General features: G+C 71.0%; 22 protein-coding genes. 12 read left to right on the top strand and 10 right to left on the bottom strand.

The genetic code is table 11. The features are described 5' to 3' along the window. Positions 1–57: 57 nt before the first annotated feature. Positions 58–435 carry an FKBP-type peptidyl-prolyl cis-trans isomerase gene (locus ACGFYY_RS04065; RefSeq protein ID WP_393706952.1) on the bottom strand — a complete coding sequence of 126 codons (378 nt, stop codon included), beginning with the start codon at positions 433–435 and terminating at the stop codon, positions 58–60. 147 nt (positions 436–582) lie between these two features. Between ACGFYY_RS04065 and ACGFYY_RS04060 the strand changes: the two genes are divergently transcribed. The 5 genes from ACGFYY_RS04060 to ACGFYY_RS04040 all read left to right on the top strand — a co-directional run bounded on the left by ACGFYY_RS04060 (position 583) and on the right by ACGFYY_RS04040 (position 5,714). Beyond that, on the top strand, positions 583–1,959 hold the full coding sequence (locus tag ACGFYY_RS04060; protein ID WP_393706950.1) for a DUF5685 family protein: 1,377 nt from the start codon (positions 583–585) through the stop codon (positions 1,957–1,959). 208 nt (positions 1,960–2,167) lie between these two features. Next, positions 2,168–3,682: an MDR family MFS transporter gene (locus ACGFYY_RS04055; protein WP_393706948.1), complete on the top strand. Its 1,515-nt coding sequence runs from the start codon at positions 2,168–2,170 to the stop codon at positions 3,680–3,682. A gap of 100 nt (positions 3,683–3,782) precedes the next feature. After that, positions 3,783–4,466 carry a hypothetical protein gene (locus ACGFYY_RS04050; protein ID WP_393706946.1) on the top strand — a complete coding sequence of 228 codons (684 nt, stop codon included), beginning with the start codon at positions 3,783–3,785 and terminating at the stop codon, positions 4,464–4,466. A gap of 99 nt (positions 4,467–4,565) precedes the next feature. Next, a complete protein-coding gene (locus ACGFYY_RS04045) occupies positions 4,566–4,709 on the top strand; it encodes a hypothetical protein (protein WP_393706945.1) in 144 nt (47 codons plus the stop codon). 111 nt (positions 4,710–4,820) lie between these two features. After that, positions 4,821–5,714, top strand: a complete 894-nt coding sequence (locus ACGFYY_RS04040; RefSeq protein WP_393706943.1) for a hypothetical protein — start codon at positions 4,821–4,823, stop codon at positions 5,712–5,714. A 129-nt stretch (positions 5,715–5,843) separates the two neighbouring features. On the opposite strand, the gene ACGFYY_RS04035 is transcribed toward ACGFYY_RS04040, so the two are convergent. The 6 genes from ACGFYY_RS04035 to ACGFYY_RS04010 form a co-directional block, all read right to left on the bottom strand. Further along, positions 5,844–6,956, bottom strand: a complete 1,113-nt coding sequence (locus ACGFYY_RS04035) for a type IV pilus twitching motility protein PilT (RefSeq protein WP_393706942.1) — start codon at positions 6,954–6,956, stop codon at positions 5,844–5,846. Next, positions 6,953–10,843 carry a hypothetical protein gene (locus ACGFYY_RS04030; RefSeq protein ID WP_393706940.1) on the bottom strand — a complete coding sequence of 1,297 codons (3,891 nt, stop codon included), beginning with the start codon at positions 10,841–10,843 and terminating at the stop codon, positions 6,953–6,955. Before ACGFYY_RS04030 ends, ACGFYY_RS04035 begins: the two co-directional genes overlap by 4 nt. Then, positions 10,840–11,364, bottom strand: coding sequence for a type II secretion system protein (locus ACGFYY_RS04025; RefSeq protein ID WP_393706939.1), 525 nt, complete (start codon positions 11,362–11,364; stop codon positions 10,840–10,842). The genes ACGFYY_RS04030 and ACGFYY_RS04025 overlap by 4 nt, the downstream gene beginning before the upstream one ends. After that, on the bottom strand, positions 11,361–11,810 hold the full coding sequence (locus tag ACGFYY_RS04020; RefSeq protein ID WP_393706937.1) for a prepilin-type N-terminal cleavage/methylation domain-containing protein: 450 nt from the start codon (positions 11,808–11,810) through the stop codon (positions 11,361–11,363). Before ACGFYY_RS04020 ends, ACGFYY_RS04025 begins: the two co-directional genes overlap by 4 nt. After that, positions 11,807–13,018, bottom strand: coding sequence for a type II secretion system F family protein (locus ACGFYY_RS04015; protein WP_393706935.1), 1,212 nt, complete (start codon positions 13,016–13,018; stop codon positions 11,807–11,809). Before ACGFYY_RS04015 ends, ACGFYY_RS04020 begins: the two co-directional genes overlap by 4 nt. Before the next feature lie 86 nt (positions 13,019–13,104). After that, positions 13,105–14,898 carry a GspE/PulE family protein gene (locus ACGFYY_RS04010; protein WP_393706933.1) on the bottom strand — a complete coding sequence of 598 codons (1,794 nt, stop codon included), beginning with the start codon at positions 14,896–14,898 and terminating at the stop codon, positions 13,105–13,107. Positions 14,899–15,185: 287 nt separating this feature from the next. Here ACGFYY_RS04010 and ACGFYY_RS04005 point away from each other — a divergent pair, with 287 nt between their 5' ends. The 3 genes from ACGFYY_RS04005 (at position 15,186) to ACGFYY_RS03995 (ending at position 17,251) form a co-directional block, all read left to right on the top strand. Next, on the top strand, positions 15,186–15,527 hold the full coding sequence (locus ACGFYY_RS04005) for a type IV pilin protein (protein WP_393706932.1): 342 nt from the start codon (positions 15,186–15,188) through the stop codon (positions 15,525–15,527). Positions 15,528–15,708: 181 nt separating this feature from the next. Then, complete coding sequence (locus ACGFYY_RS04000; protein WP_393706931.1) at positions 15,709–16,527, top strand: prepilin peptidase; 819 nt, start codon at positions 15,709–15,711, stop codon at positions 16,525–16,527. A gap of 166 nt (positions 16,528–16,693) precedes the next feature. After that, on the top strand, positions 16,694–17,251 hold the full coding sequence (locus tag ACGFYY_RS03995) for a PadR family transcriptional regulator (protein ID WP_393706930.1): 558 nt from the start codon (positions 16,694–16,696) through the stop codon (positions 17,249–17,251). A 145-nt stretch (positions 17,252–17,396) separates the two neighbouring features. Here ACGFYY_RS03995 and ACGFYY_RS03990 read toward each other — a convergent pair whose 3' ends face one another. Both ACGFYY_RS03990 and ACGFYY_RS03985 read right to left on the bottom strand, forming a co-directional pair. Further along, positions 17,397–19,358, bottom strand: a complete 1,962-nt coding sequence (locus ACGFYY_RS03990; protein WP_393706929.1) for an FG-GAP-like repeat-containing protein — start codon at positions 19,356–19,358, stop codon at positions 17,397–17,399. Positions 19,359–19,490: 132 nt separating this feature from the next. Continuing rightward, complete coding sequence (locus ACGFYY_RS03985; RefSeq protein WP_393706928.1) at positions 19,491–20,720, bottom strand: hypothetical protein; 1,230 nt, start codon at positions 20,718–20,720, stop codon at positions 19,491–19,493. Between the two features lie 296 nt (positions 20,721–21,016). On the opposite strand from ACGFYY_RS03985, the gene ACGFYY_RS03980 reads away from it, so the two are divergent. The 3 genes from ACGFYY_RS03980 to ACGFYY_RS03970 all read left to right on the top strand — a co-directional run bounded on the left by ACGFYY_RS03980 (position 21,017) and on the right by ACGFYY_RS03970 (position 23,674). Continuing rightward, positions 21,017–21,649 (top strand): hypothetical protein, encoded by a 633-nt coding sequence (locus tag ACGFYY_RS03980; protein WP_393706927.1) that lies wholly within the window; start codon positions 21,017–21,019, stop codon positions 21,647–21,649. A 68-nt stretch (positions 21,650–21,717) separates the two neighbouring features. Next, positions 21,718–23,298, top strand: a complete 1,581-nt coding sequence (locus tag ACGFYY_RS03975) for a prepilin-type N-terminal cleavage/methylation domain-containing protein (RefSeq protein ID WP_393706926.1) — start codon at positions 21,718–21,720, stop codon at positions 23,296–23,298. A gap of 70 nt (positions 23,299–23,368) precedes the next feature. Continuing rightward, positions 23,369–23,674 (top strand): excalibur calcium-binding domain-containing protein, encoded by a 306-nt coding sequence (locus ACGFYY_RS03970; protein ID WP_393706925.1) that lies wholly within the window; start codon positions 23,369–23,371, stop codon positions 23,672–23,674. 137 nt (positions 23,675–23,811) lie between these two features. On the opposite strand, the gene ACGFYY_RS03965 is transcribed toward ACGFYY_RS03970, so the two are convergent. Then, positions 23,812–24,516, bottom strand: coding sequence for a M24 family metallopeptidase (locus ACGFYY_RS03965; RefSeq protein ID WP_393706924.1), 705 nt, complete (start codon positions 24,514–24,516; stop codon positions 23,812–23,814). Between the two features lie 375 nt (positions 24,517–24,891). On the opposite strand from ACGFYY_RS03965, the gene ACGFYY_RS03960 reads away from it, so the two are divergent. Then, on the top strand, positions 24,892–26,208 hold the full coding sequence (locus ACGFYY_RS03960) for a hypothetical protein (RefSeq protein WP_393706923.1): 1,317 nt from the start codon (positions 24,892–24,894) through the stop codon (positions 26,206–26,208). The last annotated feature ends 12 nt before the right edge of the window (positions 26,209–26,220 follow it).

The following is a 26,220-nucleotide window of genomic DNA, read 5'->3' as shown; positions in this document are numbered from 1 at the left end:
GAGCGCGGCTCCGAAGGGGAGCTGATCCCGGCCCTCCACCACCTCGGCACGGTGGTCTCAGACCACGGAGAGCAGGTCCACCACGAAGACGAGCGTGGAACCCGCCGGGATCAACGGGGAAGGGGACTGCTTGCCGTAGCCCAGGCGCGGGGGAACGATGATCTCGCGCCGACCGCCGACCTTCATTCCCCGGAGTCCCCGGTCCCAGCCCTTGATGACCCGGCCGCCACCCACGGCGAACTTGAACGGCTCCCCCCGGTCCCAGGAGGCGTCGAACTCCACCCCGGACTCGAAGGTGACCCCGACGTAGTGGACGCGGACGACCCGGCCCGGCTTCGCCTCGGCTCCGTCCCCGACGACGAGGTCCCGGACGGTCAGCTCTTCAGGAGCGTCACCCTCCGGAATTTCGACCTCGGGCTTCGTCCGTTCACTCATCGCAGCCTCATCGCTCTCCGCCGGAATCCCTCGTGCGGACCAGCCGGACGCATGGTCGCTCCCCGCACGCTACCTCCCCTCGGAGGGGACCGTCGTAGGATGTCGGCCGCGCGTGGATGTCATGTGCGGTTACGGGGGAGAAGTTCGGTGTTCGGAATCATCAGGCCATGCCGTCATCGCCTGGGCGAGGGCTTGCGTACCGAGTGGATGGCGCATCTGTGCGGGCTGTGCCTGGCTCTGCGCAGCGAGTACGGGCAGTTCGCCAGGGTGGCCACCAACTACGACGGCCTGATCGTCTCGGTGCTGACCGAGGCGCAGTCGGAGCGTACCGGGGACTGGCGACGGGGCGCCGGGCCGTGCCCGCTGCGCGGGATGCGGTCGGCGGACGTGGCGCAGGGCGAGGGTGCGCGGCTGGCGGCGACGGTGTCGCTGGTGCTGGCCGCGGCGAAGATGCGTGACCACGCGGCCGACGGCGACGGCCTGGCGGGGCGCCGCCCGGTGGCGATGGCGGCCCGCCGGATCGCCCACAACTGGGACCGCGCGGGCGTCGCGGGCGGCGAACGACTCGGCTTCGACACCACGCTGCTGCTCGCGGCGGTCGAGCGCCAGCCGGACATCGAGCGCTCGACCGGCCCCGGTGGCTCGCTGCTGACGGTCACCGAACCCGCGGAGACGGCGACCGCGGCCGCCTTCTCGTACACCGCGGTGCTCACGGACCGCCCGGACAACGCCGAACCGCTGGCGGAGGCCGGTCGCCTGTTCGGTCGGCTGGCGCATCTGCTGGACGCGGTGGAGGACCTGGACGCGGACGAGGCGTCCGGCGCGTGGAACCCGATCGCCGTGACCGGCGCGGATCGCGCCGAGGTGCGCAGGCTCTGCGACGACGCCGTCCACGGAATCCGACTCGCCCTGTCCGACGCCGTGTTCGTCGACGGGCGGCTGGTGCAGGCGCTCCTGGGTGGCGAGTTGGAGCGTGCCGTCGATCGCGTCTTCGACCCTCGGCATCGTCAGCATCAGCACCGCCGCCAGGCGCCGGGCCTGCGCGTGCTGCCCTGGCTGGGACGCCGGGCCGAGACGGCGACGCCGTCGGGGACCGACGCGGGCACGGCCTGCGGCGTGGGGGAGCTCGCGGGCGCGGTCTCGGCACGGGAGGTGACGGCCTCGGGCCGGCCGTCGGAGGGGCAGTGCCGGCGGTGCCGCGCGTCGGCCCGGTTGTGCCGCGGTTGCGGGTTGTGCTCCCGATGCTGCCGCTGCGACGACGGTGGCCAGGACGACGCGGAGCCGTGGCAGGTCGGCGACGGCAACCGCGGCGGCGGCTCGAACCGGGACGGTTCCGGCGGCGACGGCTGGTTCGGCGGCCAGGGCGGCGGCCACCCGGGCGGCTCCTCCGGCGGCCACGGCGGCGGGCATGGGTCGGGTGGGTCGGGTGGCTCCGGTGGTTCCGGCGGCGGCTCGGGAGACGGTTGCGGCGGCGGTGGTGGCTGCTGCAACCCGTGCAAGTGCTGCTGCGACTGCTGCGACTGAACGACGCGTGAGCCCGGTTCCCCGCCCGGCGGGGAACCGGGCGCCGCACGCGGGGCCGGGCTGCCCCGGAAGCCGTGCCCGGACCGTTCCGGGTCGGCAAAATCGCTTGAGCTCGGGCGGCGGCGCCGACAGGATCGGGGAAGACCGATGAGTTCTTCCCGGCGCCGCAGTCTGTCAGTGTGACCCGCCACGTACGGAGGACACTCACATGACGGAAGGCATCATGCCCGCACCAGACGCAACACCCACCCTCCCGCCCGCCCGCGTCACCGCCGTGCTGCGGATTCTCGTGCTGTCCACCTTCGTCGTCCTCCTCAACGAGACGATCATGGTGAACGCGATCCCGCGGCTCATGCGCGATTTCGAGGTCACCGCAGCCGCCGCAGGGTGGCTGTCCACGGCCTTCATGCTCACCATGGCCGTCGTCATCCCGGTGACGGGCTGGTTCCTCCAGCGCGTGACCACCCGGACCGCCTTCGGTCTCGCCATGGCCTTGTTCCTCGCCGGCACCGCTCTGGCCGCGGTCGCGCCCGCCTTCCCCGTACTGCTGGCCGCCCGCGTCATCCAGGCCGGCGGCACCGCCGTCATGATGCCGCTGCTCATGACGACGCTCATGACCCTCGTGCCCCCGCACGACCGCGGCCGCGTCATGGGCAACATCACCCTCGTCATCTCCGTCGCACCCGCCCTCGGCCCCGCCGTCTCCGGCGTGCTGCTGCAGCTGGGGTCATGGCGCCTGCTGTTCCTGGCCGTGCTTCCCATCGCCGGCGCCATGGCCGTGTTCGGTCGGCGCAACCTGATCAACATCGGCGAACCGCAGGCCGCCCCCATCGACTGGATCTCCGTCCCCCTGGCGGCAGCCGGCTTCGGCGCCCTGGTCTACGGCCTGAGCGGGCTCGGCGCCGAGAACGCCGCCCAGGCACTCGTGCCCCCGGAGGCCACCACCCTGGCCGGCGCCGTGCTCGTAGCGCTGTTCGTATGGCGGCAACTGGCACTGCAGCGCTCCTCCACCCCGCTCCTGGACCTGCGCGCCCTCACGTTCCGCCACTTCTCCGTGGCACTCGGCCTGATGTGCCTGTCGTTCATGGCCCTCATGGGCGCCTTCATCCTGCTGCCGATCTACCTCCAGGAGGTCTGCGGCCTCACCTCACTGCAGACCGGGCTGCTCCTCATCCCCGGCGGCCTGACCATGGGCCTGCTCGGACCGCAGGTCGGCAAGCTCTACGACCGACTCGGCGCACCGCGCCTGGTCGTACCCGGAGCCGCGCTCACAGCGCTGTGCCTCGGGCTGTTCGCCCTCGCCGGGGAAGAGACCTCGCCGTGGCTGGTGCTCGCCCTGCACGTGGCCCTGAGCGCGGGCATGGCGTTCGTCTTCACGCCCGTCTTCACCTCCGGTCTGGCGGTGCTGCCGCCGCACCTCTACCCGCACGGCTCCGCCATTCTGGGTTCGCTCCAACAGGTCGCGGCCGCCGCCGGCACGGCCCTGGTCATCAGCGTCATGTCGGGACACGCCGTCACGGCGGCTGCCGAGGGCGCCGACGCCACCGGGGCCCTCGCCTCGGGCATCCGGTGGGGATTCGGCATCGGCGCCGGGATCGGCGTCCTGGCCGTGCTGGTCGCGTTGTTGATCCGCACCCCGCCCGCTCCGCAACAGCCCGATGCGGCGCAGGCCCAGGACGAAGACGGCACCACGACGAACAAGTCCGTCCACACACCCACCTGACGCGGGCGATGGGGGGCCGGGCCGGGTGAGTACGCGTACTCAGTCCGAGACCGGTCACCGCACTCATTCGCCGCGCATCCCGCTCGCATAGCCTCCTCGTATGTCCCACGAGAACCCGCCAAGCATCGCCGCCCCCGATTCGAGCCGGTCCAAGGCCTCCACTTGGCTCCGCGGCATCCTGGGATGCGCGGGCGTGGGGCTCGTCGGCGTACTCGTTGTGATCGTCACGTTCGCGTGGGGCGCATGGGGGTCGACCGACTTCCGACGCGTCGCACCCGAGGAGATGGCGGACCGCGCCCTTCAGCGCTCCCAGCAGGCCTACGAGGTCATGGGCTTCGAGCGCACCATAGAACCCGGAGTCGAGGACATCGGAGTCAGTACGGAGAACACGCTCGACTCCGACTACTGCTACGACGGGGGTCTGTTGGGGCTCGACGACAAGACCGTCGACGGCGCCTACTCGATGCGCCACGGCTGGGCACTGGACCACGTGCCGGCGAGCCAGGCGATCCCCGGCCTGCGCCGACTGCGTCAGCACCTCGAGGACACCGGCTGGGAGGTCACCGTCCACGGCGAGGGCGAGCAGGACAAGGACTGGGAGCTGTTCGCCCAACGGGACGGCGGCGCCGAGCGGATGTCCTTCACCTGGTACCAGGACCGGGAGTACTTCACCGGCGGCGCGAGCATGCCCTGCGCCTACGACCCGGCGTGGAAGGAAGGCGACGTCGGCCCGGCCGGCGACAACCAGAGGCCACCCGCCTTCGGGCCCGCACGACGGGACTGAGAGGTCGCTTCAGATGGTGGGTGTGGGAGCGGTCCAGCCTGTACAGGGCCCAGGAGAGCTGCTCGGCGAAGCCGACCACGTGCGCCACCGGCTCGGGGTGTGACAAGCGGGTGGCTTCCGCTGAAGCGGCGCGGCTGGTCCTGGCAGCAGCCCGCTCTGCGGGCGATCGGGCGTGACGACGCGGCGGTCGAGGTCCGCACGAAGGAGCCTGGCCGCGGGGAGGAGCACCGCGGCGGCGTGTGACGGCTGGATCGTCCGCCGGCCTGTCGGCACGCTTTGCCTCTCTGGACGTCAGAGCCTCTCAGCCGCCGAAAACGGATGGCTGACAGCCTCCCGCCCGGTCATCCTGACCCGATGGGAGACAGAGCCAACATCATCGTGGTCCGCGAGAACGGCACACACGAGCTGTACCGGACCGGGTGGGCGGTCGGAATCGACCTCGACCTGCTGGAAGGGCCGATGCCGGTTCTCGCCATGCTTCCCGAACTCCGCCAAGACGGATGGTGGTTGGACGACACCATGGCCCAGGGCGGGATATTGCTCGACCTCGGCCGGAAGGTGCTCCTGTTCTTCGCCTGGGAGGGGCCCAGCACCGAGCTTCGCCACCGCGCGGCCACGCACGAGCTGATCCGAGCCGCGTGGCCGGGCTGGGAGGTCCGTTGGTTGTACGACGGCCCGGCCGAACTGCGGGAGTACGTCGGGCTGGACCCGGAGTACGTCCGCTGCCGCGACGCGGAACCCTCTTCGGCCCCGCTGCTCGCCCCCGACGACGAGGACTTGGCCGGGCCCGACCCAGGAGGTGTGGTGATCACGCTCAGCGACGGCCGCTGCCACGTCGCCTCCGACGCCTTCGACCACCCTGTCCGCGAGGGCGCCGCCCTGCTCAACCGCCTGACGGACGCGCCCCCGCACGCGGGCTGCCACCTGCACGTCAACTCCGGTATCCACCTCGACCCCGAACGCCGCCACCTGGGCTGGTGGTCCCTCTCCTCCTCGCCACAGGCTTACCACGTAGCGGAGCTGTGGCCGGGCTGGACGGTGGAGTTCTGGCAGGACGACTGGGAACGGCACGTCAGAGCCGGCGACCGCTTCTCTCCGGCGACGTTCGACGCCGGAGACGAAGCCAGAGCCGCGGTGCTCGCCGAGGCTGAAGAGCGCCGGGCCACCCGGGCCCGCAACCGCGCCCAGGTCACCCGGATGCGGTCCGCACGGACTCGACCCCAGGCAGGACGACCGCAACCGACCTGATCATGGACGACTGGCCGACATCACGCATGCCGGCTCAGTAGCCGGCGGCAGACCGTGGGCCAGGCGGAGTCGATCACGGGCGGCAGCTGCCGCCGGATGATCGCTACGATCACCGTCCCCCCAGGGCGGTCAGGCGCGGCCGATCGGGGCCTGGGGGCGGTGGAGGTCCTCCGGGTGGGCCGTGTGCAGGACGGCCTCCTCGTAGGCGATGAGGCCTGCCGCGACCAAGGCGTTGATGCCGGTTTCGAGGGTCTGCATGCCGTCGCGGTGGCCGGTCGCGACCATGTTGCGGATCTGGCGGGTCTTGCCCTCGCGGATCAGGTTGCGGATCGCCGACGTGCCCACCAGCACCTCGAAGGCGGCCACCCGGCCCCCTCCGGTCCGAGGGATCAGCGTCTGGTTGAGGATGCCGACCAGGGTGTGCGCCAATTGCAGTCGGATCTGCGGCTGTTGCTCGGCCGGGAACACGTCGACGATGCGGTCCAGCGTCTGCGACGTGTCGTTGGTGTGGAGGGTGGCGAACACCAGGTGCCCGGTCTCGGCGATGGTCAGGGCCGCGGAGATGCTCTCCGGGTCGCGCATCTCGCCGAGGAGCAGGACGTCGGGATCCTCGCGCAGGGCCGCGCGCAGCGCGGCGGGGAACGAGTCGGTGTCGGTGCCGATCTCGCGCTGGTTGACCGCCGAGCGCTTGTGCCGGTGCAGGTACTCGATCGGGTCCTCGAGGGTGAGTATGTGCACCGACCGGTGCGTGTTGACCCAGTCGAGGAGCGCCGCCAGGCTGGTCGACTTCCCCGATCCGGTCGGCCCGGTGACCAGCACGAGCCCGCGCGGCACGCCCGCCCACCCGATGACGGCCGGGGGGAGTCCGAGCTGGGCGGACGACGGTACCTCGAACGGGATGATCCGCAGCGCCAGCGCCGACGTGCCGCGCTGCACGAAAGCGTTCCCGCGCAACCTGGCCCGCTCCCCCCAGCTGAACGCGAAGTCGACCTGCTTCTCCCGGCGGAACCGCTCCGTGAGTTCCTCGCCGAGCACGCCGGTCACCAGGCGATCGACCTCCGGCTCGGTCAGTGCGGCCCCCTCGACCGGTCGCAGGGTGCCGTCGACGCGGAGGAACGGTGCCGATCCCGCGGTGAGCAGCAGGTCGCTGCCGCCCCGCTCCGACAGCTCACCGAGCAGGTGGTCGATGATCGCGGGACTCGGTCCGGACATGGTGCTCTCCAAGGTGGCGTGTTCGCTCATGGCAGCACCGTCCACTGCTTGACGGTGCTGGTGTGGCCGTCGAAGGACACGGCGGCCTTGACGAGCGGGTCGGACAGCAGGTCGATCCGGGTGCCGCCGAGGTGCTCGGTCGCGCCGCCGCTCCCGGCGGTGACGGTGTAGGTCACGGTCAGCCCGGCCAGCTGGGAGGCCTTGGTCAGGCCGCACGGCGCCAGGTCGACCTGGTCGGTCACCGGCCCGCTCGTACCGAGACGGACCGGCACGTCCAGTGACGTGGCGCCGTCGGTGCAGGTGCTGCCGGGGAAGTCCACCGACATCTTGACCGACGCCACGTCTCCGTCCTCGTGGTGCGCCACGTGCAGGACGACATGGTCGAGCGGTCCGGACGGGGCCGGTGCCGGCGGGGCGTAGCCGCCCAAGGTGAGGGACGCCCGGCCACCACCCAGGACGGTGGCATCGGTGACGTCGACGGGCGCGCCGGGAGCCGGGCGCGTGAACCCGGTGATCGCGGTGACCGACCCGGGTTCGGCGATCACGGCCGGATAGGTCGTGAACCGCACCGGCTCCGGTGGGATTCCGATGACCGGGCGGAGGTGTCCGGCGGCCGGCCTGATGCCGACACCGATGCTCCGGGCGATGATGCCGCGGGTGACCACCTGCGAGCTGACCTGGCTCATCGACAGGTCGACGGCGGCGGTCGGCGCGTAGACGGTGCCGTTGATGATCAGGCGGCTGTGACGGGTGCCCGTGTCGGCGCCGTCGGTCGACTTCAGCACCGCGCAACCGCTGCCCTTGGTGAGGCACCCCGACAGGGGCCTGATGGAAGGGGCTCGGAACACGATGTCCAGCTCGACGCCGTCGAGCTGGACGGCGGCCGCGGTACTTCCGGTGCCCAGGCTCGCCGTGTGGTCGACGGCGAGCTCGGTCAACTGGTCGACCCTACCGACCCCGCAGGCGCCGAGGTCGACCACGTCGACGCCGAGTGCGCCGTTGCGGGCGGTCAGGGTGTGGTTCGCGTCGCACGCGGTACCGGTTCCGGAGACGGCCAGGGTGGCCGTGGGCGGCCCCGCCGGTGCCGGTGGATCCGTCGGCCCCGTCGGCGCGGGTGGATCCGTCGGCGAGGGCGGTGCCGGGCTGGTGTCGTCGTCCTGGTGCGATACGCGCAACAGGACCTTGTCGATCACCGCCCCCGGCGGTAGGGCCGGCATCGCGAACCCGCCGAGCCGGATCGACGCCGACGGCGTGGCCGTCGAGAGCCTCGCGGTCGACGTGCTGGTGTCGAGCGCCCGCGCGTTCTTCGGGTCGAGGAACGCCGCGGTGGTGGGCGTCGCGGTGCTGACGGCCAGGGTGGGCCGTACCGCGATCGGGGGTCGGTAGGCCAGTTCCAGGTTGATTCCGTCGAGTTGGGCGGTGGCGGTGGTGCCGCCGGCGCCGAGGGTGGCGGTGTAGGTCACGACCAGGCCGGCCAACTCGGCGGGGTCGGTGAGCCCGCAGACGGCGACCAGGTCCAGGGTGTCGGTGCCCAGGGCGTCCTGGCGCGTGGGGAGCTTCCGCGCGGTGGTGCAGGAGCGGGGGACACCGGGCCCGGTCAGGGTGACCGTGACCGTCGGCGGCGGGCCTCCGGCCGCTCCGGGATCGTCGCGATGCGCGATGTGCAGCACGGCCCTGTCCAGGACCGAGCCGGGCGCCACCGCGGGGGTGTCGTAGCCGCCGAGGTCGATGGCGGCGGTCGGCCTCGTGACCGGGGCGAGCGTGACGCGGGCCGTGTCGGCGCCGTCGATCGCCTTGGCGTCGGTCGCGGGGAGGAACGTCGTCGACTCCGCGCTCGTCGCCGGCCGGGGCGGCGGCGGATCGTGGACGACTTCGAGCCAGATGCCGTCCAGGGAATCGGCGCCCGCGGTGCCGCCCCCGTTCAGTCCGGCGGCGTAGGTGGCGGTCAGGCCGGTCAGCTGTGCGGGGTCGGTGATGCCGCAAGCCTTCAGGTCGACGCGGTCCTCGCCCAGGGCGGCCCGCGCGGTGAGCGGTAGATCGGTGCAACGGCCGCCGCCACCCGCGGGGGTGACGCTGATCCTGGGCGCCGCCGCGTCGCCGGTCTCCTGATGGGCCACCCGCAGCACGACGGAGTGGACCGTCGAATCCGGGGCCAGGGGCGGCAGGCCGAACCCGGCCAGGGTGATCGACGCGGCCCGGGCCGCCGTGCTCAGAGCGGCGCCGGCCACCGAAGCCGTCGGTTGCTCGCCGATCTCCAGGGCGTTGCGGGGATCGGTGCCGGCAGCGGTGAACCCGCTCGACGCGGCCACGGCGGTCGGCTTGAACGTGGTCGGTGTGCGGTAGGCGACCTCCAGCCAGATGCCGTCCAGGCGTTCCGTGGCGCTGGTGGCGTCGGCGTCCAGCGTGGCGGCGTAGGTCACCGTCAGGCCGGTGAGCCGAGCCGGGTCGGTGAGCCCGCACGCGCCCAGCAGGTCGATCGGGGGATCCGTGACGAGCGCCGCGTGCCGGGGCAGGTCGTCGGTGCGGCAGGTGTCTCCGCCGACGGCGGTGGTGACCTTCACCGCGCCGGGAGCGGTGAGGGCGCCGTCGTCCTCGTGCCTGATACGCAGCGTCGCGCTGCTGATGACCGAGCCGGGCGGCACCCGCGGGGTGAAGCCGGCGAGCTGCATCGAGGCCGACCGACGTTCGGTCGGGTCGAGGACCGCGTCGGCCGTGCAGCCCGCGGTGCGCGTCGGCTGTGCGCACCCGGGCAGGGTCGGCCGTTCGCCACCGGTCAGGGCCTGGCCCGGGTTGACGAAGCCGGTGTTCGTGCGCACCGCTGTCGGCCTCAGCGTGTGGGAGGGCTTCGGCGGCTGGACCCCGTACACCGCCACCTGCTGCGCGTCCGGGGTCACCGGAGCGCACAGTTCGGCGTGTCCACGGTCGACCTGGAACCGGCTGCCGCCGCCCAGCATGACCTCGACGCCTTCGGGCCGCGTCGCGGCGCACCCGCCCGGGGCGGGGATGGTCGGGCGGGCGGCGGCCGCGGGATCCCATCCCGCCGGCGTGCCGCCGACCACGTCGACCGTGGGATCGTCGACCGTCCAGACCGCGGCGGCGCCGGTCGAGGTGAAGTCGAAGTAGTGGACACCCGGCTGGAGCCACACGACGACGCCCGGACAACCACCACCGGTGAGGCGGGTCAGGGCGCCGGCGTCGTCGTAGTGGCCGGGCTGCAACCGCACCAGCCAGGAACCGGGGCCGGAACCGGGGCCGGTGCCGGGGCACGCGGGCACCGTCCGTCGGACCGGGACGGCCGTGGCGGGCGGGGTGTGGTCCGGGTCGGCGCCCACGACCTCGTCGGCGGGAGCCGGCGGGTTGTCGTCGGCGCAGTCGTGCGCGTACGGCGCCTGGGTCGGGGACAGCCGGGGCTGCGACACGGCACCGGAGCAGTTCCCGACGGCGGACACGTCGCCCGACACGACCATCGAGGCGCCGGCGCCGGCGGTGATGTTCGAGTGGGAGAACACGCCGCCCTGCACGCGCAGGCCGGGCGTGGTCACGTGGATGCCGTCCTCCGCGGCCTTGCCCAGGCTGCGCAGCGCGTCCTGGGGCTGCGTCGCGCGCGTGGACGCGGGGGACGCGTTGAGGGGGTCGCAGTGGACGATCATCTGCCGGCCGTTGATCGGCGGGGCGGTGTAGTCGGCGCACGGGTTGCCCTGCGAGAAGTTCTCGATCGCGAGCTGTGTGGCACCGTCCGCGCTGTAGCCGCGCTTGCCCTGGTCGGCGTACGCGCCGGCGGCCCGCAGTCCTGTGGCGGCGAAGGACAGCACCGAGACGGTGACCAGGCTGAAGACGACGATGAAGGCCAGCGCGAGGATCAGTGTCGCGCCCTGTTCGTCGTCGCGCCGGCGGGGCGAGCCGCGGCGGCCGGTCATGACGCGCTCGATCGTCGGACGGCGGTGAGGGCCGTCGGGGGCGCGGCGGGGTCGCTCCGCACGGTCAGCGTTACCTCCATGGGTGAGGTGCACGAGATCTCGGCACCGCAGCTCAGCGTCACGGGATGGGGCGTTGTGGCGCTGTCGAACCGGCCCAGCGACGTGGTGACGACGCCTGCGTCGGTGCACGTCACCCGGTTGAGGGTGCCGGTCGGCACGTCGTGGGCGTAGACGATGTCGGTGCCGGGTCGGCCCAGGTGGACGATCACGTCGGCGACGCCGCACGCGGGGGCGGTCGTGACGGTGGTCGCGCTCTGCACATCGCCGTAGAAGTAGCGGCCCAGTGTGCCCACCGCGCCGGTGGCGGCCACCCGCTTCTCGGTCCCCGCGGTGAATTGCAGTCCGAGGAGGATCGCCTTGGGCAGCATGAGCCCGATGATGCCCAGGATGACGATCGTGACCAGCAACTCGGTCAGGGTGAACCCCGACTCCGAGCCTCCGGTGGGTCGTTGGGTCGTCATGACAGCATCGACTCCCGCTTGACCACTTCCAGGGTCGCGTCCCGGACGGGGTGCGGGCCGGTCGAGTGCACGGTGAGCGTCACCTTCTGCACCCCGGTGTCGGCCGTCGGGCAGGACCGGCCGAAGGAACCCACTCCGTCCCAGTACTCGATCGTGACGGTCACCGTGTACCCGGCCGGTGGCGCCGGAGTCTCGTACCCACCGGCGCAGGACACGTACGGCGCGCCGATGACCTTCTCGGCCGCGCTACGGACGACCGAGTCGGTGGTGGTCACCTTCTGCTGCCTGACCGAGCTGACGATGGCGGTGCCGATGCCCGCGAAGACGGCCACGAAGGCGATGCCCATGAGCACCACGGCGACGAGGACCTCGATCAGCGTCTCGCCCTCTTCGCCGCGGCGGCGGCGCCGCGGGCGGCGCTCCGGGCGGCGCGCGGGGCCGGTCACTGGACCTCGACCTGGTTGTAGACGCCGTAGATCGCCGAGAGGAGGGCGACGGCCACGAAGCCCACGACGACCCCGACCACGATCACGATGGCCGGCTCGAACAGGCTGGTCAGCCGCTTGAGTTTGTGCTGCAGTTCCTTCTCGTAGAACTCCGACACGTTCTCGAGCTGGTCGTCGAGGGTCCCGGTCTCTTCCCCCACGCGCATCATCTGGGTGACCGCCCCGGGGAACAGCTTGGTACGAACGATCGGCCCGGAGATGCCGCCACCTTCGAGCATCTCCACCTGGGCCCTCCCGATGGAACGCTCGTACACCAGGTTGTTGGCGCCCGCACTGGCCAGGCCGAGCGCCTCCGGTATCGGCACCCCGGCCTTGATCATCGAGGTCAGGATGCGGCAGAACCGTTCGATGACCATGTAGCGGACCACGTCGCCGACCACCGGCGTCGCCAGCAGGAATCGGTCGCGCAGCACCCGTCCCCGCTCGGTCCGCAGAGCGGCGATCACTGCCGCGACGAGGCCGACGAGCACGCCGAGGACGACCGGATACCAGACGGTGACGAAGTCGGTGAAGCCCAACAGGATCCGGGTCGGCAGCGGCAGTTCCGCGTTGAAGGACTCGAAGAACAGCTTGAACCGGGGCAGTACGAAGATGACGAGGACGAGGATGACGCCGACGGCCAGAGCCATCACCAGGCTCGGATAGGTCAGGGCGGAGCGGATGGTGCGCCGGCCCTCGACGTCCCGTTCGATGTAGCGGCCCAACTGGGCCATCACCACGTCGAGTTCACCGGTCGCCTCGGCCGAGCGGAGGACGGAGACGTAGAACGGCGGGAGTGCCTTGGTGTGGGCGGCCATCGCGCCGGCGAAGCTTTCGCCGAATCGCAGCGAGTCCATGACGTCGACGAGCAGCTTGGCCAGCTTCTTGTCCTTGGTCTCGGCGCGGATGATCTCCAGGGCGTCCAGGAGGGGCACCCCCGCCTTGATGAAGGCGGCCATCTGGCGCGAGAAGTTGCTCAGTTCGACCAGGTCGACCTTTTCCGCGGTGAGTTCGAGCTGGAGCAGGTTACGGCCCGCGGCCGTGACGGACCGTACCTCGTAGCCCTGCCGGGTCAGACTGTCGGTCACGCCCTCGACGCTGGAGCCCGTGAGCACGCCGGTGGCCCGTTTCCCGTCCGCGCCGACCGCGACGTACTTGAAGGTGGCCATACCGATGCCCTTCCTGGTTTCCGGTGTCAGAGGTTCGTGTGGTGGGTGGTGGGTGGTGGGGGAGTGGGTGATCCGGAAGAGACGGCCTAGGCCACGTACACGCTGGACATGATCTCGGCGATGGTCGTGACGCCCTCCTCCACCAGACGGACGCCTCCGTCCAGGAGGCTGTCCATGTGCTGTTCGCGGGCGGCCTTGCGCAGGCTGTTGATCGGCGCCTTCTCGACGAGCAGCCGCTTGACCGGGTCGCTCATCACCAGCAGCTCGAAGACGCCGATCCGCTCCTGGTAGCCGGTCCGGGAGCAGAAGTTGCAGCCCAGGCCCTGCCAGAACTCGATGTCGCTCGACCCGCCGGCCTTCGTGAAGAAGGCCAGTTCGTCCACGCCCGGCCGGTAGGGCTCGCGGCACTGGTCGCAGATCCGCCGCACCAGTCGCTGGCTGACCACCCCGGAGACCGTGGAGGTGATCAGGAACGGCTCGATGCCCATGTCGGCGAACCGGTGCAGCGCGGAGCACGCGTCGGCGGCGTGGATGGACGACAGGACGAAGTGGCCGGTCAGCGCGGACTCGACCGCGATCCGGGCCGTCTCGGCGTCCCGGATCTCGCCGACCAGGATCACGTCGGGGTCCTGTCGGAGGATCGAGCGCAGGCCGGTCGCGAACGAGACGCCCGCCTGTTCGTTGATCTGGATCTGGTTGACCGACGGCACCACGTACTCCACCGGGTCCTCGATGGTGGTGATGTTGCGCTCGCTCTGGTTCAGCTCACCGAGCGTGGCGTACAGGGTGGTCGTCTTGCCGCTGCCGGTCGGTCCGCCGCAGGCGACCATGCCGTAGGGGGAGCGCAGCAGGGACGACATCCGTTCGTAGGTCGTGGCGGGCATGCCGAGCTCGGCCAGCCGCAACAGGGTGCGGTTGCTGTCGAGCAGTCGCAGTACCGCCTTCTCGCCCCAGATGGTGGGGGTGGTCGCGACCCGGATGTCGACCGATCGGCCGTCGATCTCGGTGGCGATCTGCCCGTCCTGCGGGCGCCGCCGGTCGACGATGTTCATATTGGCCATGATCTTGATCCGGCTGACCACGGACGGGCCCATGTTCTCCGGCAGGCTCAGCACGTCGTGCAGCGCGCCGTCGATGCGGTACCGGACCCGGACCCGGTCGGCGTGCGGTTCGATGTGGATGTCCGAGGCCCGGTCGCGCAGGCCCTGGGTCAGCATGAGGTTGACCAGGTGCACGACCGGGGCGTCCTCGCTCACCACCCTGGCTCCGGAGGCGGCGCCCCGGCCGGTCTCGGTCGCCTCGAAGGCCTCGACCAGACTGCTGACGCCGCTCAACGCCCGGTAGGCGCTGTCGATCGAGCGCCGGATGTCCGCGGGGACCGCGATCGCCCACCGGACCTGATCCGGCGCGACGGCCCGGCCGACCTCGTCGAGCACGCGCGGGTCACCCGGGTCGCCCGCCGCGATCAGCAGCGTGCCCTCGGCCCGCCGTACGGCGACGACGCCCAGGGAGCGGGCCAGCGCCTCCGGTATCCGGGCGGCCGCCTCGGGATCGGGTTCGCTCTGGCGCAGGTCGGCGACGGGGACGCCGAGCCGCTCCGAAAGGGCCTCGATCAGTGACCGTTCGTCGACCATGCCGAGTTCGACCAGCAGGGAGCCGAGTCGCTTGCCCGACGTCGACTGCTGCAGGAGCGCCTCGTCGACCTGCGCCGGGCTGAGCAGCCCGCGCCGCACCAGCAGTTCCCCGATGCGTGGACCCTGGTGTTCCGCGGACGACGACTGTGCGGCGCCGGACGTCGCGTCCGGGACCGGGTCGCTCGCCGGGGCGCCCGCAGGGCCTGTGGCCGCCGAGCGGCCCCGGAACAGACGGCGGTTCGCCAAGGAATCCACCCCTCTCGCACATCCAGAACAACGGCCGATCGTCCGCCGCGAGCGCTGCCGCGAAACAGTCAGCAACTGATTAGTCAGCGGCATACTACTGCACGCCGGCGCGCCGTCGTCGTGCTCCCGGAGTGGGTGGCGTGCCCTGGAACGCCTCTTGTGGGTCCCTCGTGCGCTCAGTAGTCTGCGGCTGATTAATCACGCTGTTACTAACGGCCCGAGTGTGCAGCGGTCGCCGTAGATGGAGAGAGATGTTCACCTACCTGCAAGGCAAGTTGCGTCGGCGAATGCGCACGAGGAACGCGACGAGGGAAGCCGGTTTCACGCTGATCGAGCTCCTCGTGGTCATCGTGATCCTCGGCATCCTGTCCGCCATCGTCGTCTTCTCCGTCCGCGGCATCAACGACAAGGGTCAGGGCTCCGCGTGCAAGACCGACAAGGCCACGATCCAGACCGCGGAAGAGGCGTACTTCGTCACCAAGAACAAGTACGGCGACATCGGCGAACTGGAGACCGGTGGCTTCCTGTCCAGCCGTTCCCTCTGGCACAAGGTCACGCTGAGCAATAACGACCAGACGTACGTCGTCGAGCTGGTGGAGGGCGCGACGAACCCCTGCAACGGCGTCTGAGTCGGGGGAGTCCGCACGGGTGACGCCGTCCGGACGTCGGCCGGTCGGCCGGTCGGTCGAGTTCGCCAGGTGGCATCGAAAGCGCCACCCGGCGAACTGCCGTCGGCTGCCCTCGGCGTTGCCCGAGCAATCGTTTTTTGCCGGTAGCGACTGATAGGTGTGATCCGGCAGCATTGCGCCCATGTCGCCCATCTTTGTCTTCTTCGTCGGTCTGCTGGGGCTCGTCGTAGGGTCGTTCCTCAACGTCGCCGTCTCCCGGGTACCGGCCGGTCTCTCGGTCGTACGGCCCCGCTCCGCCTGTCCGCGATGCGCCACGCCGATCGCGGCCCGGGACAACATCCCCGTCGTGTCCTGGTTCCTGCTGCGCCGGCGCTGCCGCGCCTGCCGGGTTCCGATCCCCGCGCGCTACCCGCTCGTCGAAGCGCTCACCGCGCTCCTGTTCGCCGCCGAGGCGCTGCGCTTCGGCCGGTCCGAAGTCCTCCCGGCCGTCCTCGTCTTCACGGCGGGACTGCTGGCCCTGGCCGCCTGCGACGCCGAGCACTTCCTGCTCCCTCGACGGCTGCTCTACCCGACCCTCGGCCTGACCGCCGCCTGTCTGCTCGCCGCCGCGGCCGTCACCGGCCAGTGGCATCGGCTCGGCATGACCGCCGCATGCGGAGTGGGCGGCTTCGCCGTCTTCTTCGCCCTGCACGGGATACGGCCGGCCTGGCTCGGGTTCGGCGACGTACGCCTGGCCGGCCTGCTCGGCACCGGGCTGGGCTGGCTCGGTCCGTGGTATCTCGTCCTCGCGCTGCTGGCCGGCAGCGCCGTCGGGCTGCTGGTGGGCCTCGCGCTCATCGCGGCAGGGCGAGCGACCCGCCGGACCCGCCTCCCCTTCGGTGTGTTCCTCGCCGCCGGCGCCATCGCCGCCCTCCTCGTGGGCGCGCCCGTCGTCCACTGGTACGAGAGCCTGAGTGACCCGTACGGGACGGGTGCGCCGCTCCCGGTGGTTCGCCACTGACCACCGTCGCCGGGTGGGACGCGGGCCGCGGATCGGCTGCCCCCTCGCGCGACCACCCGCCGGACCCGTCGGCGTGTTCTCCAGGGATCCGGTGCCTGTCCCCGCCTTTTCGGCTCCAGGGCCGGGGACATCGCAATTACCATCGACGGTCCTTACCCTGGTCACCATGAAGGAACCTGATCTGCCACTGGCCGAGTGGATTGTGCTCGCACTCCTGGCCGAACGACCCAGCCACGGCTTCGCCCTCGCCACTCTCACCGCAGAGGGCGCGGAAATCGGTGAGTTCTGGTACATTTCGCGCCCCATGGTGTACCGGTCGATCTCGCGGCTGGCCGAGCGCGGACTGATCACGCCGGTCGGCGCCGAGGAAAGCGATCGCGGGCCGCAGCGCATGATCTACGCCGCCACCCGCTCGGCGAAGACGACGGTCAGCCGGTGGCTCAGTGAACCCGTGACCGAGCTCTTCGATGTCCGGGCCGACCTCACGTGCAAGCTTCTGCTGCTCCAGCGTCGCGACACCAGCCCCGCGCGCCTGGTCGAGCGTCAGCGGGTCGTCATCGACGAGACCGAGAAGTCGCTGCGCGCCAAGGAGGACGCCGCAGGCGACCCCATCGCCCGCGCCAGCTACACCTGGCGGTTGGAACACGTCCGCGCCGCGCGCCGGTTCCTCGACGCAGTCGACGTCGATGCCGACTCGACGCGGCCGGCGGTCAGCACCGGCTGACGTCCCGCTCGTGATCGTCTTCCCCGCGGCGTCCACGTCACCGCCCCGCACGACCAGGACGGGCTCGGCGATCGCACATTCGCGATCACCGAGCCCGTCCCACGCGTCAGCGTGTCATGAAGAGCCGCCCGGAACGGCGCGTCGGTTACGGCACCTCGACGACCGTCTCGCAGGAGCCGCCGGCCGCGATCGCGTCCGTGCCCGGGAGCGTCGGGCCGCCGTTCGCGTCACCGGCGCAGACGTCCGCGCCGCTGCCGCCGGAGAGGGTGTCGCTGTCGGCGCCACCGACCACGGTGTCATTGCCGTTGCCACCGGAGAGAGCGTCGCTGCCCGCCCCGCCCGTGAGGGTGTCGGTGCCGTCACCGCCGCTGATGGCGTCGTTGCCGTCACCCGCGTCGACGTAGTCGTCGCCGTTGCCGGCCGACACGGCGTCGTTGCCGGCGAACGTGCAGATCGTGTCGTTGCCGCCGTTCCCGCTGACGGTGTCGTTCCCGGTGCCGGTCACGATCACGTCGGCACCGCTGGTGCCGGCCACGATCCCGTTGCCGGTGATCGTGGCGGCGAGACCGTTGCAGCCGGCCGACACGTCGATCGTCACGGTCGCGACACCGGAGTCGACGGTGCCGTCGGTCGCCTTGTAGGTGAAGCTGTCGCTACCGACGTAGGCGCCGACCGGCTGGTAGCTGAACGAACCGTCCGCGCCGAGCGTGAGGGTGCCGTGCGCCGGCCCGGTCACGACCGACGCCGTCAGCGTGTTGCCGTCGGGGTCCGTGTCGTTGCCGAGGACACCGGGAGCGCCGACGACGAGCGAGGTGTCCGCCCCGATGTGGTGGTACGCGTCGTTCGCGGCCGCCGGCGTCCGGTTCGTCGCGTTGAGCAGCACCGAGGCGTCCTTGACGTAGGTCGCCGAGGTATTGCTGTTGGCCGTGACGACATCGGGACGCGCGTCGCCGTCGAGGTCGGCCACGGCGGTGGCCTGCGGGTTGGTGGCGCCGTTCAGCCCGAAGGCGTGCGGGCTGCCGAACGCGCCGGTGCCGTCGCCCTCGAGCACCACGACCTCGGCCGTGAGGCCGCTGGAAACGACCAGGTCGGGGTGGCTGTCGCCGTTCACGTCGGCCACCGATGCGGAGCTGAGGTTGCCGCCGGCGGACAGGACGCTCGCGGTGCCGAATCCGCCCGCGCCGTCGCCGAGCAGGACCGCGACGCGTCCGGGAGAGCCGGGCGCCGCCACGACGGCGTCCGGTTTGCCGTCCTGGTCGACGTCGGCGAGCTCCAGCCTGGACGACAGTGCGATGCCGGCCGGGACGCTCGACGCCGTGCCGAAGCCCCCGTTTCCGTCGCCCAGCAGCACGGACAGCGTGCCGGACGACGAGTTCGCCGTGACGAGGTCCAGATGGCCGTCGCCGTCCAGATCCGCGGACCCGATGGCCTGCGGGCCGCTACCGCCGTTCAGCCCGGACCGGGTCGCCGCGCCGAAGGTGCCGTCGCCGTTGCCGAGTGCCACCGCGACGTTGCTCGTGCTCGCGTTGGACGTCGCGAAGTCCGGCTTGCCGTCCTCGTCGAAGTCGCCCACGACGACGTCGGTCGGGAAGCGCACGACGCACGGGTTGTCGCCCGTGGTGTCGCACCCGGCCGTCGGGTTGAGCTGGACCACCGCCCCCGCACCGAGGGCGCCGGAGCCGTCGCCGAGCCAGACCAGAGCGACGTTGCCGCGCGCGTCCTGGCTGATCACGTCCTTGTGACCGTCGCCGTTGACGTCATGAATCACTGCCGAATTGAGGAAGACGCTCGACGAGGTGAGCGGCGCCGCGTACTTCGTGACGGTGCCGAAGCCGCCGCCGCCCGAGCCGAGGAACACGCCCAGGCCCTCGCCGCGGATCGCCGTGACGAGGTCCGGTGTCCCGTCGTTGTCGAGGTCGCCGATCGCGACGGCGGAGCTGCCGCGGCCGTTGTCGTCGAGGTTCACGGCGGTGGCGAAGCCGGTCGTGTTGGTGCCGGTGGCCGCAGCCGGGCTGCCGGCCGGCACGACGGTCGCCAACGCGAGGACGGCCGTCGCAACCAGGCGTGACCGACCGCGTGCGAGGCGACGACCAGGTGTTCTGTTCATGGGTGTGGCCCCTCCTCAGGGCCTGGTGACAAGCGTTGGTGACGCACTGCGGCCGAGGCCGGCCGAGCCGGGGCCGTCGGCGGGCGATGTTCGTACCCCGCCGACGGCCCGTCGGCCGGTGCTCGGCGTCGCCTAGTAGCCGTAGGTGGAGAGGGTCGTCTGGATGGTGGAGTCGGTCTCCCAGTAGTTGACGAACACATCGCTCCAGGCGGCGGCCGCGCCGGTGTTGCCACCCGTCAGCGCGACGCCGAACTGCCCGATGGGTCCGTAGCCGGAGTAGGCGCTCGAAGAGACCTCGGTCCACGTGTTGGGGTCATTGCCCGTGGTGCCGTTCAGCGAGCTGGACGTCCAACTCACGTTCATGATGTTCGACTTCGCGACGAGACCCAGCTGGGTGTTCCCGCCCGCGTTCGCCGTCACCGCGCCACGCACCTGGCTGATCCCCGATTCCAGGCGCACCTTGCACGCCGTACCGGCGCTGTCGCACGCGCTGCCCCGGAACACGTTCTGGCCCACACCACTGTCGGTCCACGTGAACCCGTTCTGGATCAGCGCCTGCTTGGACGCCGCGCCGAACGGAGCGGACGCAGGGTCGGCGACCGCGATCCGGTTCCCGCTCGTGCCGAGCCAGGTCACCACTCCCGCGATCGTCGTGGGCGCGCCACCGGAGACCGGTGAGGCGTCGCACCGGGGCGACTGCGCCTTGCCGTTGCCGCTGCCGTTGGCGTCCGCGCCGAACGCCAGCGGCGGGCTGCCGGCGTTGGACGGGTCATCGCCCTTGGTCGAGCCCGCCCAGCTGCCGCTGCAGCTGTAGATCGCCAGGCGGCCGATGGCCACGGGGATCTTGCTGAGAGCATCGCCGTTGCACTCGACGCTGCCGCTCGCCGTGCACGTGCCGCCGTCCACGGTCGGGATGACCGCGTCCACGTTGGTTTCGTCCGCCGACATGAACGCGTCGATGTGCAACGGCCCGTCGACGCAGTTGTTCGACACGGACGGGTTGCACGTGGTGTAGGGACCGGCGCTCTTCAACTGCTGACGCAGGTTGCCCGAGGTGATCCCCCGCATCGTCGACGTGTCGATCGCGGGCTTGTTCCAGAACCCGCCGACCTGCGATGCGCTGTTCGCCGTGAACGCCGTGAACGACCCGAGAGCCGCGATCTGGCTCTTCATGTCCTTCACGGCGGGATACATGTTGTTCGCGATGCCGACCTGAGCATCCGTCGAGGCGAACGCCGTCGGCGCCGCGGCGGTGATCAGCGCCGTCGCGAGGGCGCCCACCGCGAACGCGTTCCGTACCCGGCGCATCGCGGTGCGGCCGGAATACGGGCCAGTTCGAGCGCGGCTGGATCCTGTTTGCATGTGTTACTCCTAGTTGATCTGGTCGGCGGCGGCTGCGGGACGGGCACCCTGCCGGTGGGGTCAGGTGAATGCCGGGAACACCTGGGCATCTGCCAGGTTTTCGGCATGACTGTGCCGCACAGGCCTAGATGGTGCTCATCGGAACCCCGGTAGTCAATGATTGACAACCATGCGTGCTGTGGATGTAATGCACGCATCCAAACTGCAACGGGCCTGGCGGGCGCATGTCGTCGGCCCACTGCGAGACGTGGGAAAGAGGCCGGCGGCACAATGGGTAGAGGCGTGGTGTGGCAGTGATGAGCGGACTGTCGGGATCGCGTGCGATCAGGCGGGGTGTGCTGGTTCTCGTGCTGGTCGCGGTGGCCGTGGCCGTCGTGGTGTTCGTGCGCGGCGGGTCGGACCCGGAGGCCCAGGCCAAGAGACCCGACCGAGACTGGTGCACGCCGGGGACCCCGCGCACCGCTCTCTGCCCGAACAACAAGAAGTTCGACGCGAAGGAGTTCGCCACCCACGGCAACGCCTTCGAGTGCGTCTACTTCGCCAACCAGGCGGATGCCCAGGCGGTGCTACGGTCCGATCCTCGCGATCCGAACCACCTCGACGACGGGGGTGGCGTCGCCTGTCGCGGACTGCCGGAACCGCGCGACATCGAACCGGTGGCGGTGGCCCGCGGCGCCGAGTGCGGCCCCGGTGCCACCCGTAGCGCACTCTGCCCGCAGCCGGATCGGGCCTTCGATGCCCGCTACTTCCTGCGCTACGGAAATGACGCCTACGACTGCCGGGACTTCGCGAGCCAAGCGGACGCTCAGGCCGTCCTGCGCTTCGCACCGACCGACCCCAATCGCCTCGACGGCGACAAGAAGGGCATCGCGTGCCCGGAGCTGCCGGCCCCCAAGGACGTCAAGCCCGTGCGACGGGGAACGCCGTGACGCGACAAGGCCCCACGCGTGCGCTCCGGCCGGACGCGAACCATCGATCGAAGGAAACCCCGACTGCCATGACACCGGACCATCGCCCGTTCCGCCTGCGCGCCGGACGCCAGGACGGCTTCACGCTCATCGAGTTGCTCGTGGTCATCGTGATCCTGGGCGTCCTTTCCGCCATCGTCGTGTTCTCCGTCAAGGGCATCGGCGACAAGGGCCGAGCGAGCGCGGTCGCCGCGGACGCGGCGACCCTGCGCGCGGCCGAAGAGGCCCATTGCGCGAAGCACGGGCGCTACGCGACGATCGACGAGCTGAAGGACGCCGGGCTGCTGACGGGTGAGCCCGTCTACAACATGGTGGCCGTCGGCGAGGAGAACAAGTGCGGCCGGGGCGCGAACTCGTCGTACACGCTGTATGACAACGCGCCGACCCAGAGCACGAAGGACGCGATATCGGTCGGTGCGAGTCCGAACGACCTCGCGGTCGACGAGAAGGCCGATCGCGTGTACGTCGCGTCCGCCGGCGACAACAGCGTGACCGTGATCGACGGCAGGACCGACGAACCGATCGGTTCTCCGATCAGCCTCTCCGGCGTCGTGTCGGGCCCGACCCGGATCGCGGTCGACTCCGGCACCGGACGGGTCTACGTAGGCGGTACGGACGGCGTCGCGATCATCGACACCGCCAACGCCTATCAGGTGACCAAGGTCGGCAACTACGCAACGCCCGTCTCCGGCCTGGCCGTCTCTCCCGAGAACGGCGACCTCTACATCGGCGGTGGCACCACCTTCGTCGCGGCGATCGCCTACGTCCCGGCCGGCGGCTCGGCGGCGACGACGATCCCGGTCCCTTCCGGGGGCCCCGTGCCCGCGGCCGCCGGCATGGACTTCGTCTTCGACCCCGCGCGCCACGCGGTGTACTTCGCGAAGGGGGGTACCGGCAGCGGCACGAGCCCCGACATCGGCCTCTTCGCCATCTCGACACAGACCCATGAGGCCAGGACCGTGGTGGAGTTCCCGACGAAGTCGAGCTGTGTCAACAACATCGGGGCCCTCTCTCTCAACTCCGCCCGCGGCATGATCGTCCTCGATCCCCACCGCAACCTCGTCTACCTCATCGCCAGGCGGTGCACCGCGAACCCGACGAAGGGCGTCGCGACGATGATCGCCATCAACCCCGGCAACGGTACGTCGACCGCGATCGACGACCCGGAGGGAACGCCCTACGGCCACATGGCCGCGGTCTACAGCCCCGCCGCGAGCTCGGTCTACGTCTACTCCACCGGCGGAACCCCGACGGCATCGTGCGGCACCCTCACCGCGGGCCGGGTCAGCCGCATCGTCGGGACGGCGGTCACGGGGCAGACAGCAGTCTGCGGCATCTCGAGTTCCCCCGGGAACGCGGCACACAGGGCCACCGTGCTGAAGAACTTCAACCGGGTGTTCATCTCGCAGTTCTACCAGGTCGACGCGAGCGGGAAGGCCATCGCGCCGGGCGGCATCGGGGTGACCGACGGCACCACGATGCTCCCGCAGTCCACGCTCGGCGCGCCCCGCCCCTTCAGTTCGATGGCCGTGAACAACACCACGGGCAAGCTGTACGCGCTCGATCCGGTCGGCGGGAAGCTCGCCGTGTTCCGGGCGGGAGCGAAGTAGCACCATGCCTGAGCAGTCACGCACCATTCACCGGGGCCCCGGTCGCCGTACCGCCGTCGCGGCGGTCGGTGTGATCGCCGCGATCACACTGACCGCGTGCACCGGCAATGCATCACCGCAGCACACGTTCGACGTCGCTCCGTATGTCCACCAGGGTCATGTGGCCGACTGCGGCGCGTTCAAGGCCCAGTCCGACGCGCAAGCGGTGCTGCGAGCGGACGCACTCGACCCGAACGGCCTCGACCGGGACGGCGACGGCATCGCGTGTCCGGACCTACCCGGGCCGGCGGACAAGAAGCCGGTCCACCGCGACTTCATGACCGACGTGGACGGCGCGCCGATCATCGAGCCGATCAAACCACCGCCGACGCCGTGACGGAAGTCAGCGCGGCGCCGGCGCTCCCGCCACGGCGGGTGTCGGCGCCGCAGGCCGGTCGGGCCCCTTCACCGGGCCCGACCCACCGGCGGGAGGCGGTGGTGAATCCGCACCGGTCCGCACGGCCCCAAGGTCGATCAGCAGAGATCGAGCAGTTCCGTGTGCACGGCGGCGTGGCCGCGGGGCTCGTCGACGAGGTGGATCTGAAGGATCCAGTGCGCCCGCACCCCCTCCTCCGACGTCCGGCGCAGGGGCCGATCGTTGTCCGGACCGATGAAGACCTCCGGCCGTGTCGCCCCCGCACGCGGGGCGGGCGCGGTGCCGGTCAGCCGACCGCAATGCGCGGCCCCGCCCAGACTCCGGCCGGCCTTGGCGGCCAGGTCGCGGATCGTCGCGTAGAGCTCGTGGCCGGTGAGGGAATCGTCGGCCCGAAAGGCATCCCGGGCACCTTGGGCCACGACGGCCAGGTCGTGCACGAGGGCCCGGCGCACGAGGTCGTCACCGATGGCCACCGTCCGGGCGAAACCCGTCTCGTACGGGGCCAACAGCGAATCGAAGTCCAGCACGACCAGGTCCTGCGCGCCGATGACCCGTTCCGGCCACTGTCCGCCCACCACGGTGTTCGACCCCGACCGCGCGAACCGACGAGCCACCCGGCCTGCCCGTACGCCGAACACCTCACGGGCGATCAGGGCGATCCGGTTGTCGACCTCTTCCTCGCTGCGCCCGGGTTTGATCACCTCGGTGGCGACCACGTGCGCGAACAGGTGTTGCGCCATGCGCTGGCCTTCCAGCAGGTGCAGGGCTCGCAGCCCTACGTCCATCCGGTCCAACGTCGCCATCGTGTGTCCTTGCTGTCAGCCCATGCCCGCGCCGCTCGTCAACGGGCCCGCCGGTGTCCGGGCCACCACCGGAACCGGCCGTGGCGCGCCGGGGCAAACCCGAGGCGGGGGTGGTGATCGACCGGCGCCGAGGGAGGGCCCTGACCACCGGGCCGAACCTAACAGCGCGTGCCTGCGCGGCGTCACCGGTGGATCATCCAGCGCTCGGCGGCTACCGGCCGCCTTCGTTGGTCCGTCGTACGAGGGCCGAACGAGGCGGGCGCGTGGAGCGCGGATCGCGGGCGGCTCACCTCACGGTGTCCGACGGGTTCGGAGACCATGCTGTTCCGGTTCGACGTCGGACGTAGGCTGCTGTCGGAGATCAAGGGGGAGACGATGACTGACGACCGCAGGACGACCGTGCCCGTGTGGACTTTGGCGACGGCCGATGTGCAGGTGTCCGGGTTGACCGTAGGCGACTCGATGACGGCTGAGCGCCTCGCCGAACTGCGCGGTGTGCTGGCCGTTCTGGCCGACGAGCCCATCGTCACCCTTGAGGTGCATCCGCTGCCCGACAGGATCGACCGCGGCCACGGCATTCCGCTCGACGCCGCGAGTCCGCTGGCGCAGCACCTGTCACAGTTCGTCACGCAATCGGCCCGAAGCTCCATCACGGTGGCCAGAGCCACGTCCTCCGGCGAGTGTCTGTATCGCATGGTGGTCCCGGCGAAGGTCGCCGCGCAGTTCGGGGAGGGCATCGTTCGCCCGATGGTGTCGAAGGGGGCGGCCGGCGGTGTCTTCGGTGAGTTGGTGAACTCGACGGGCAGGATCGCCGCCAAGGCGACCTTCGTGCCGGTCGGAGGAGCGGCAGCGGCGGGCACGGCAGGCGGCGCCGGTGTGACCGCCGGTGCCGCGGCAGCCGGCGGGACGGCGCTCACCGTGGCCGCTCCGCTCGTGCTCATGGCCGTAGCGGTGGGCGTGAGCGCGCACGCCGACCGACAGCGCCGGCAGGCCATCGAACACATCACGAAACTGCTGGAGCAACTTCAGGAGGACAAGCTCGACGACGAGCACAGCGAACTCGACGGCTGCCGGGACGCCATCGACAAGGCCACCGCCCTTCTGCTCGACCAGGGCAAGCTCGGCGTCTCGCTGGGGCTCGACTCGGCGGTGCACGCCATCAACACGGCGCTGGGCAAGGCCGACCGCCGTCTCGCCCGGTGGCAGAACGCGCTGGACGCGCTGCCCCCGGGTGAGCCCGTCGAACTCGGCGCCTTGGCCAAGTCGTTCCCCGGCGTCGACGACCACGGCGGCACGTTCCGCGCGCACCTCGAACTCGCCCACCTGGCGGTCGCGTTGAAGCGCCGGGTGGTCGTCCTCCAGGCCGTCGAGCACGCCCAGGGCGACATCGGCAACCCGTTCGAGAACTTCACCCGCGCGCTCAAGCGTGATCAGCAGCGCCTCGACGAACTGGAGTCGAACATCGCGCGTGTCCTGGTACGCCTGTCGGCGCTGGAACTGGCACGCCCGAACGGATTGCGCCCCGTCTTCACGACCGGAGAGGTCGATCGCCTGATGAGCGCGGCACACCGGATTCGCACGTTGGGTGACGGCGTCGCGGTCAACAGCCGCACGGCAGACGTGGCGATCGAGGTGGCCCGCGAGAAGGACGGCTCGGTGGTCGTGTTCCCCGCCCTGCCCGTGCAGGTGTAGGCGCGCTGGGAC

It is taken from the genome of Streptomyces sp. NPDC048331 (assembly GCF_043201215.1).
Classification (GTDB): domain Bacteria; phylum Actinomycetota; class Actinomycetes; order Streptomycetales; family Streptomycetaceae; genus Streptomyces.
Note: the sequence above shows the minus strand (reverse complement) of the source record. Positions and strands in the feature narration are given on the sequence as shown.

Excerpts from the sequence above, each read along its gene's own strand:
- ACGFYY_RS04030 (WP_393706940.1), bottom strand. The coding sequence starts at position 10,843 with ATGACCGGCCGCCGCGGCTCGCCCCGCCGGCGCGACGACGAACAGGGC.
- ACGFYY_RS03990 (WP_393706929.1), bottom strand. The coding sequence starts at position 19,358 with ATGAACAGAACACCTGGTCGTCGCCTCGCACGCGGTCGGTCACGCCTG.
- ACGFYY_RS03995 (WP_393706930.1), top strand. The coding sequence starts at position 16,694 with ATGAAGGAACCTGATCTGCCACTGGCCGAGTGGATTGTGCTCGCACTC.
- ACGFYY_RS03960 (WP_393706923.1), top strand. The coding sequence starts at position 24,892 with ATGACTGACGACCGCAGGACGACCGTGCCCGTGTGGACTTTGGCGACG.
- ACGFYY_RS03980 (WP_393706927.1), top strand. The coding sequence starts at position 21,017 with ATGAGCGGACTGTCGGGATCGCGTGCGATCAGGCGGGGTGTGCTGGTT.
- ACGFYY_RS04000 (WP_393706931.1), top strand. The coding sequence starts at position 15,709 with ATGTCGCCCATCTTTGTCTTCTTCGTCGGTCTGCTGGGGCTCGTCGTA.
- ACGFYY_RS04065 (WP_393706952.1), bottom strand. The coding sequence starts at position 435 with ATGAGTGAACGGACGAAGCCCGAGGTCGAAATTCCGGAGGGTGACGCT.
- ACGFYY_RS04015 (WP_393706935.1), bottom strand. The coding sequence starts at position 13,018 with ATGGCCACCTTCAAGTACGTCGCGGTCGGCGCGGACGGGAAACGGGCC.
- ACGFYY_RS04025 (WP_393706939.1), bottom strand. The coding sequence starts at position 11,364 with ATGACGACCCAACGACCCACCGGAGGCTCGGAGTCGGGGTTCACCCTG.
- ACGFYY_RS03985 (WP_393706928.1), bottom strand. The coding sequence starts at position 20,720 with ATGCAAACAGGATCCAGCCGCGCTCGAACTGGCCCGTATTCCGGCCGC.
- ACGFYY_RS04040 (WP_393706943.1), top strand. The coding sequence starts at position 4,821 with ATGGGAGACAGAGCCAACATCATCGTGGTCCGCGAGAACGGCACACAC.
- ACGFYY_RS03975 (WP_393706926.1), top strand. The coding sequence starts at position 21,718 with ATGACACCGGACCATCGCCCGTTCCGCCTGCGCGCCGGACGCCAGGAC.
- ACGFYY_RS04035 (WP_393706942.1), bottom strand. The coding sequence starts at position 6,956 with ATGAGCGAACACGCCACCTTGGAGAGCACCATGTCCGGACCGAGTCCC.
- ACGFYY_RS04055 (WP_393706948.1), top strand. The coding sequence starts at position 2,168 with ATGACGGAAGGCATCATGCCCGCACCAGACGCAACACCCACCCTCCCG.
- ACGFYY_RS03965 (WP_393706924.1), bottom strand. The coding sequence starts at position 24,516 with ATGGCGACGTTGGACCGGATGGACGTAGGGCTGCGAGCCCTGCACCTG.
- ACGFYY_RS04050 (WP_393706946.1), top strand. The coding sequence starts at position 3,783 with ATGTCCCACGAGAACCCGCCAAGCATCGCCGCCCCCGATTCGAGCCGG.
- ACGFYY_RS04005 (WP_393706932.1), top strand. The coding sequence starts at position 15,186 with ATGCGCACGAGGAACGCGACGAGGGAAGCCGGTTTCACGCTGATCGAG.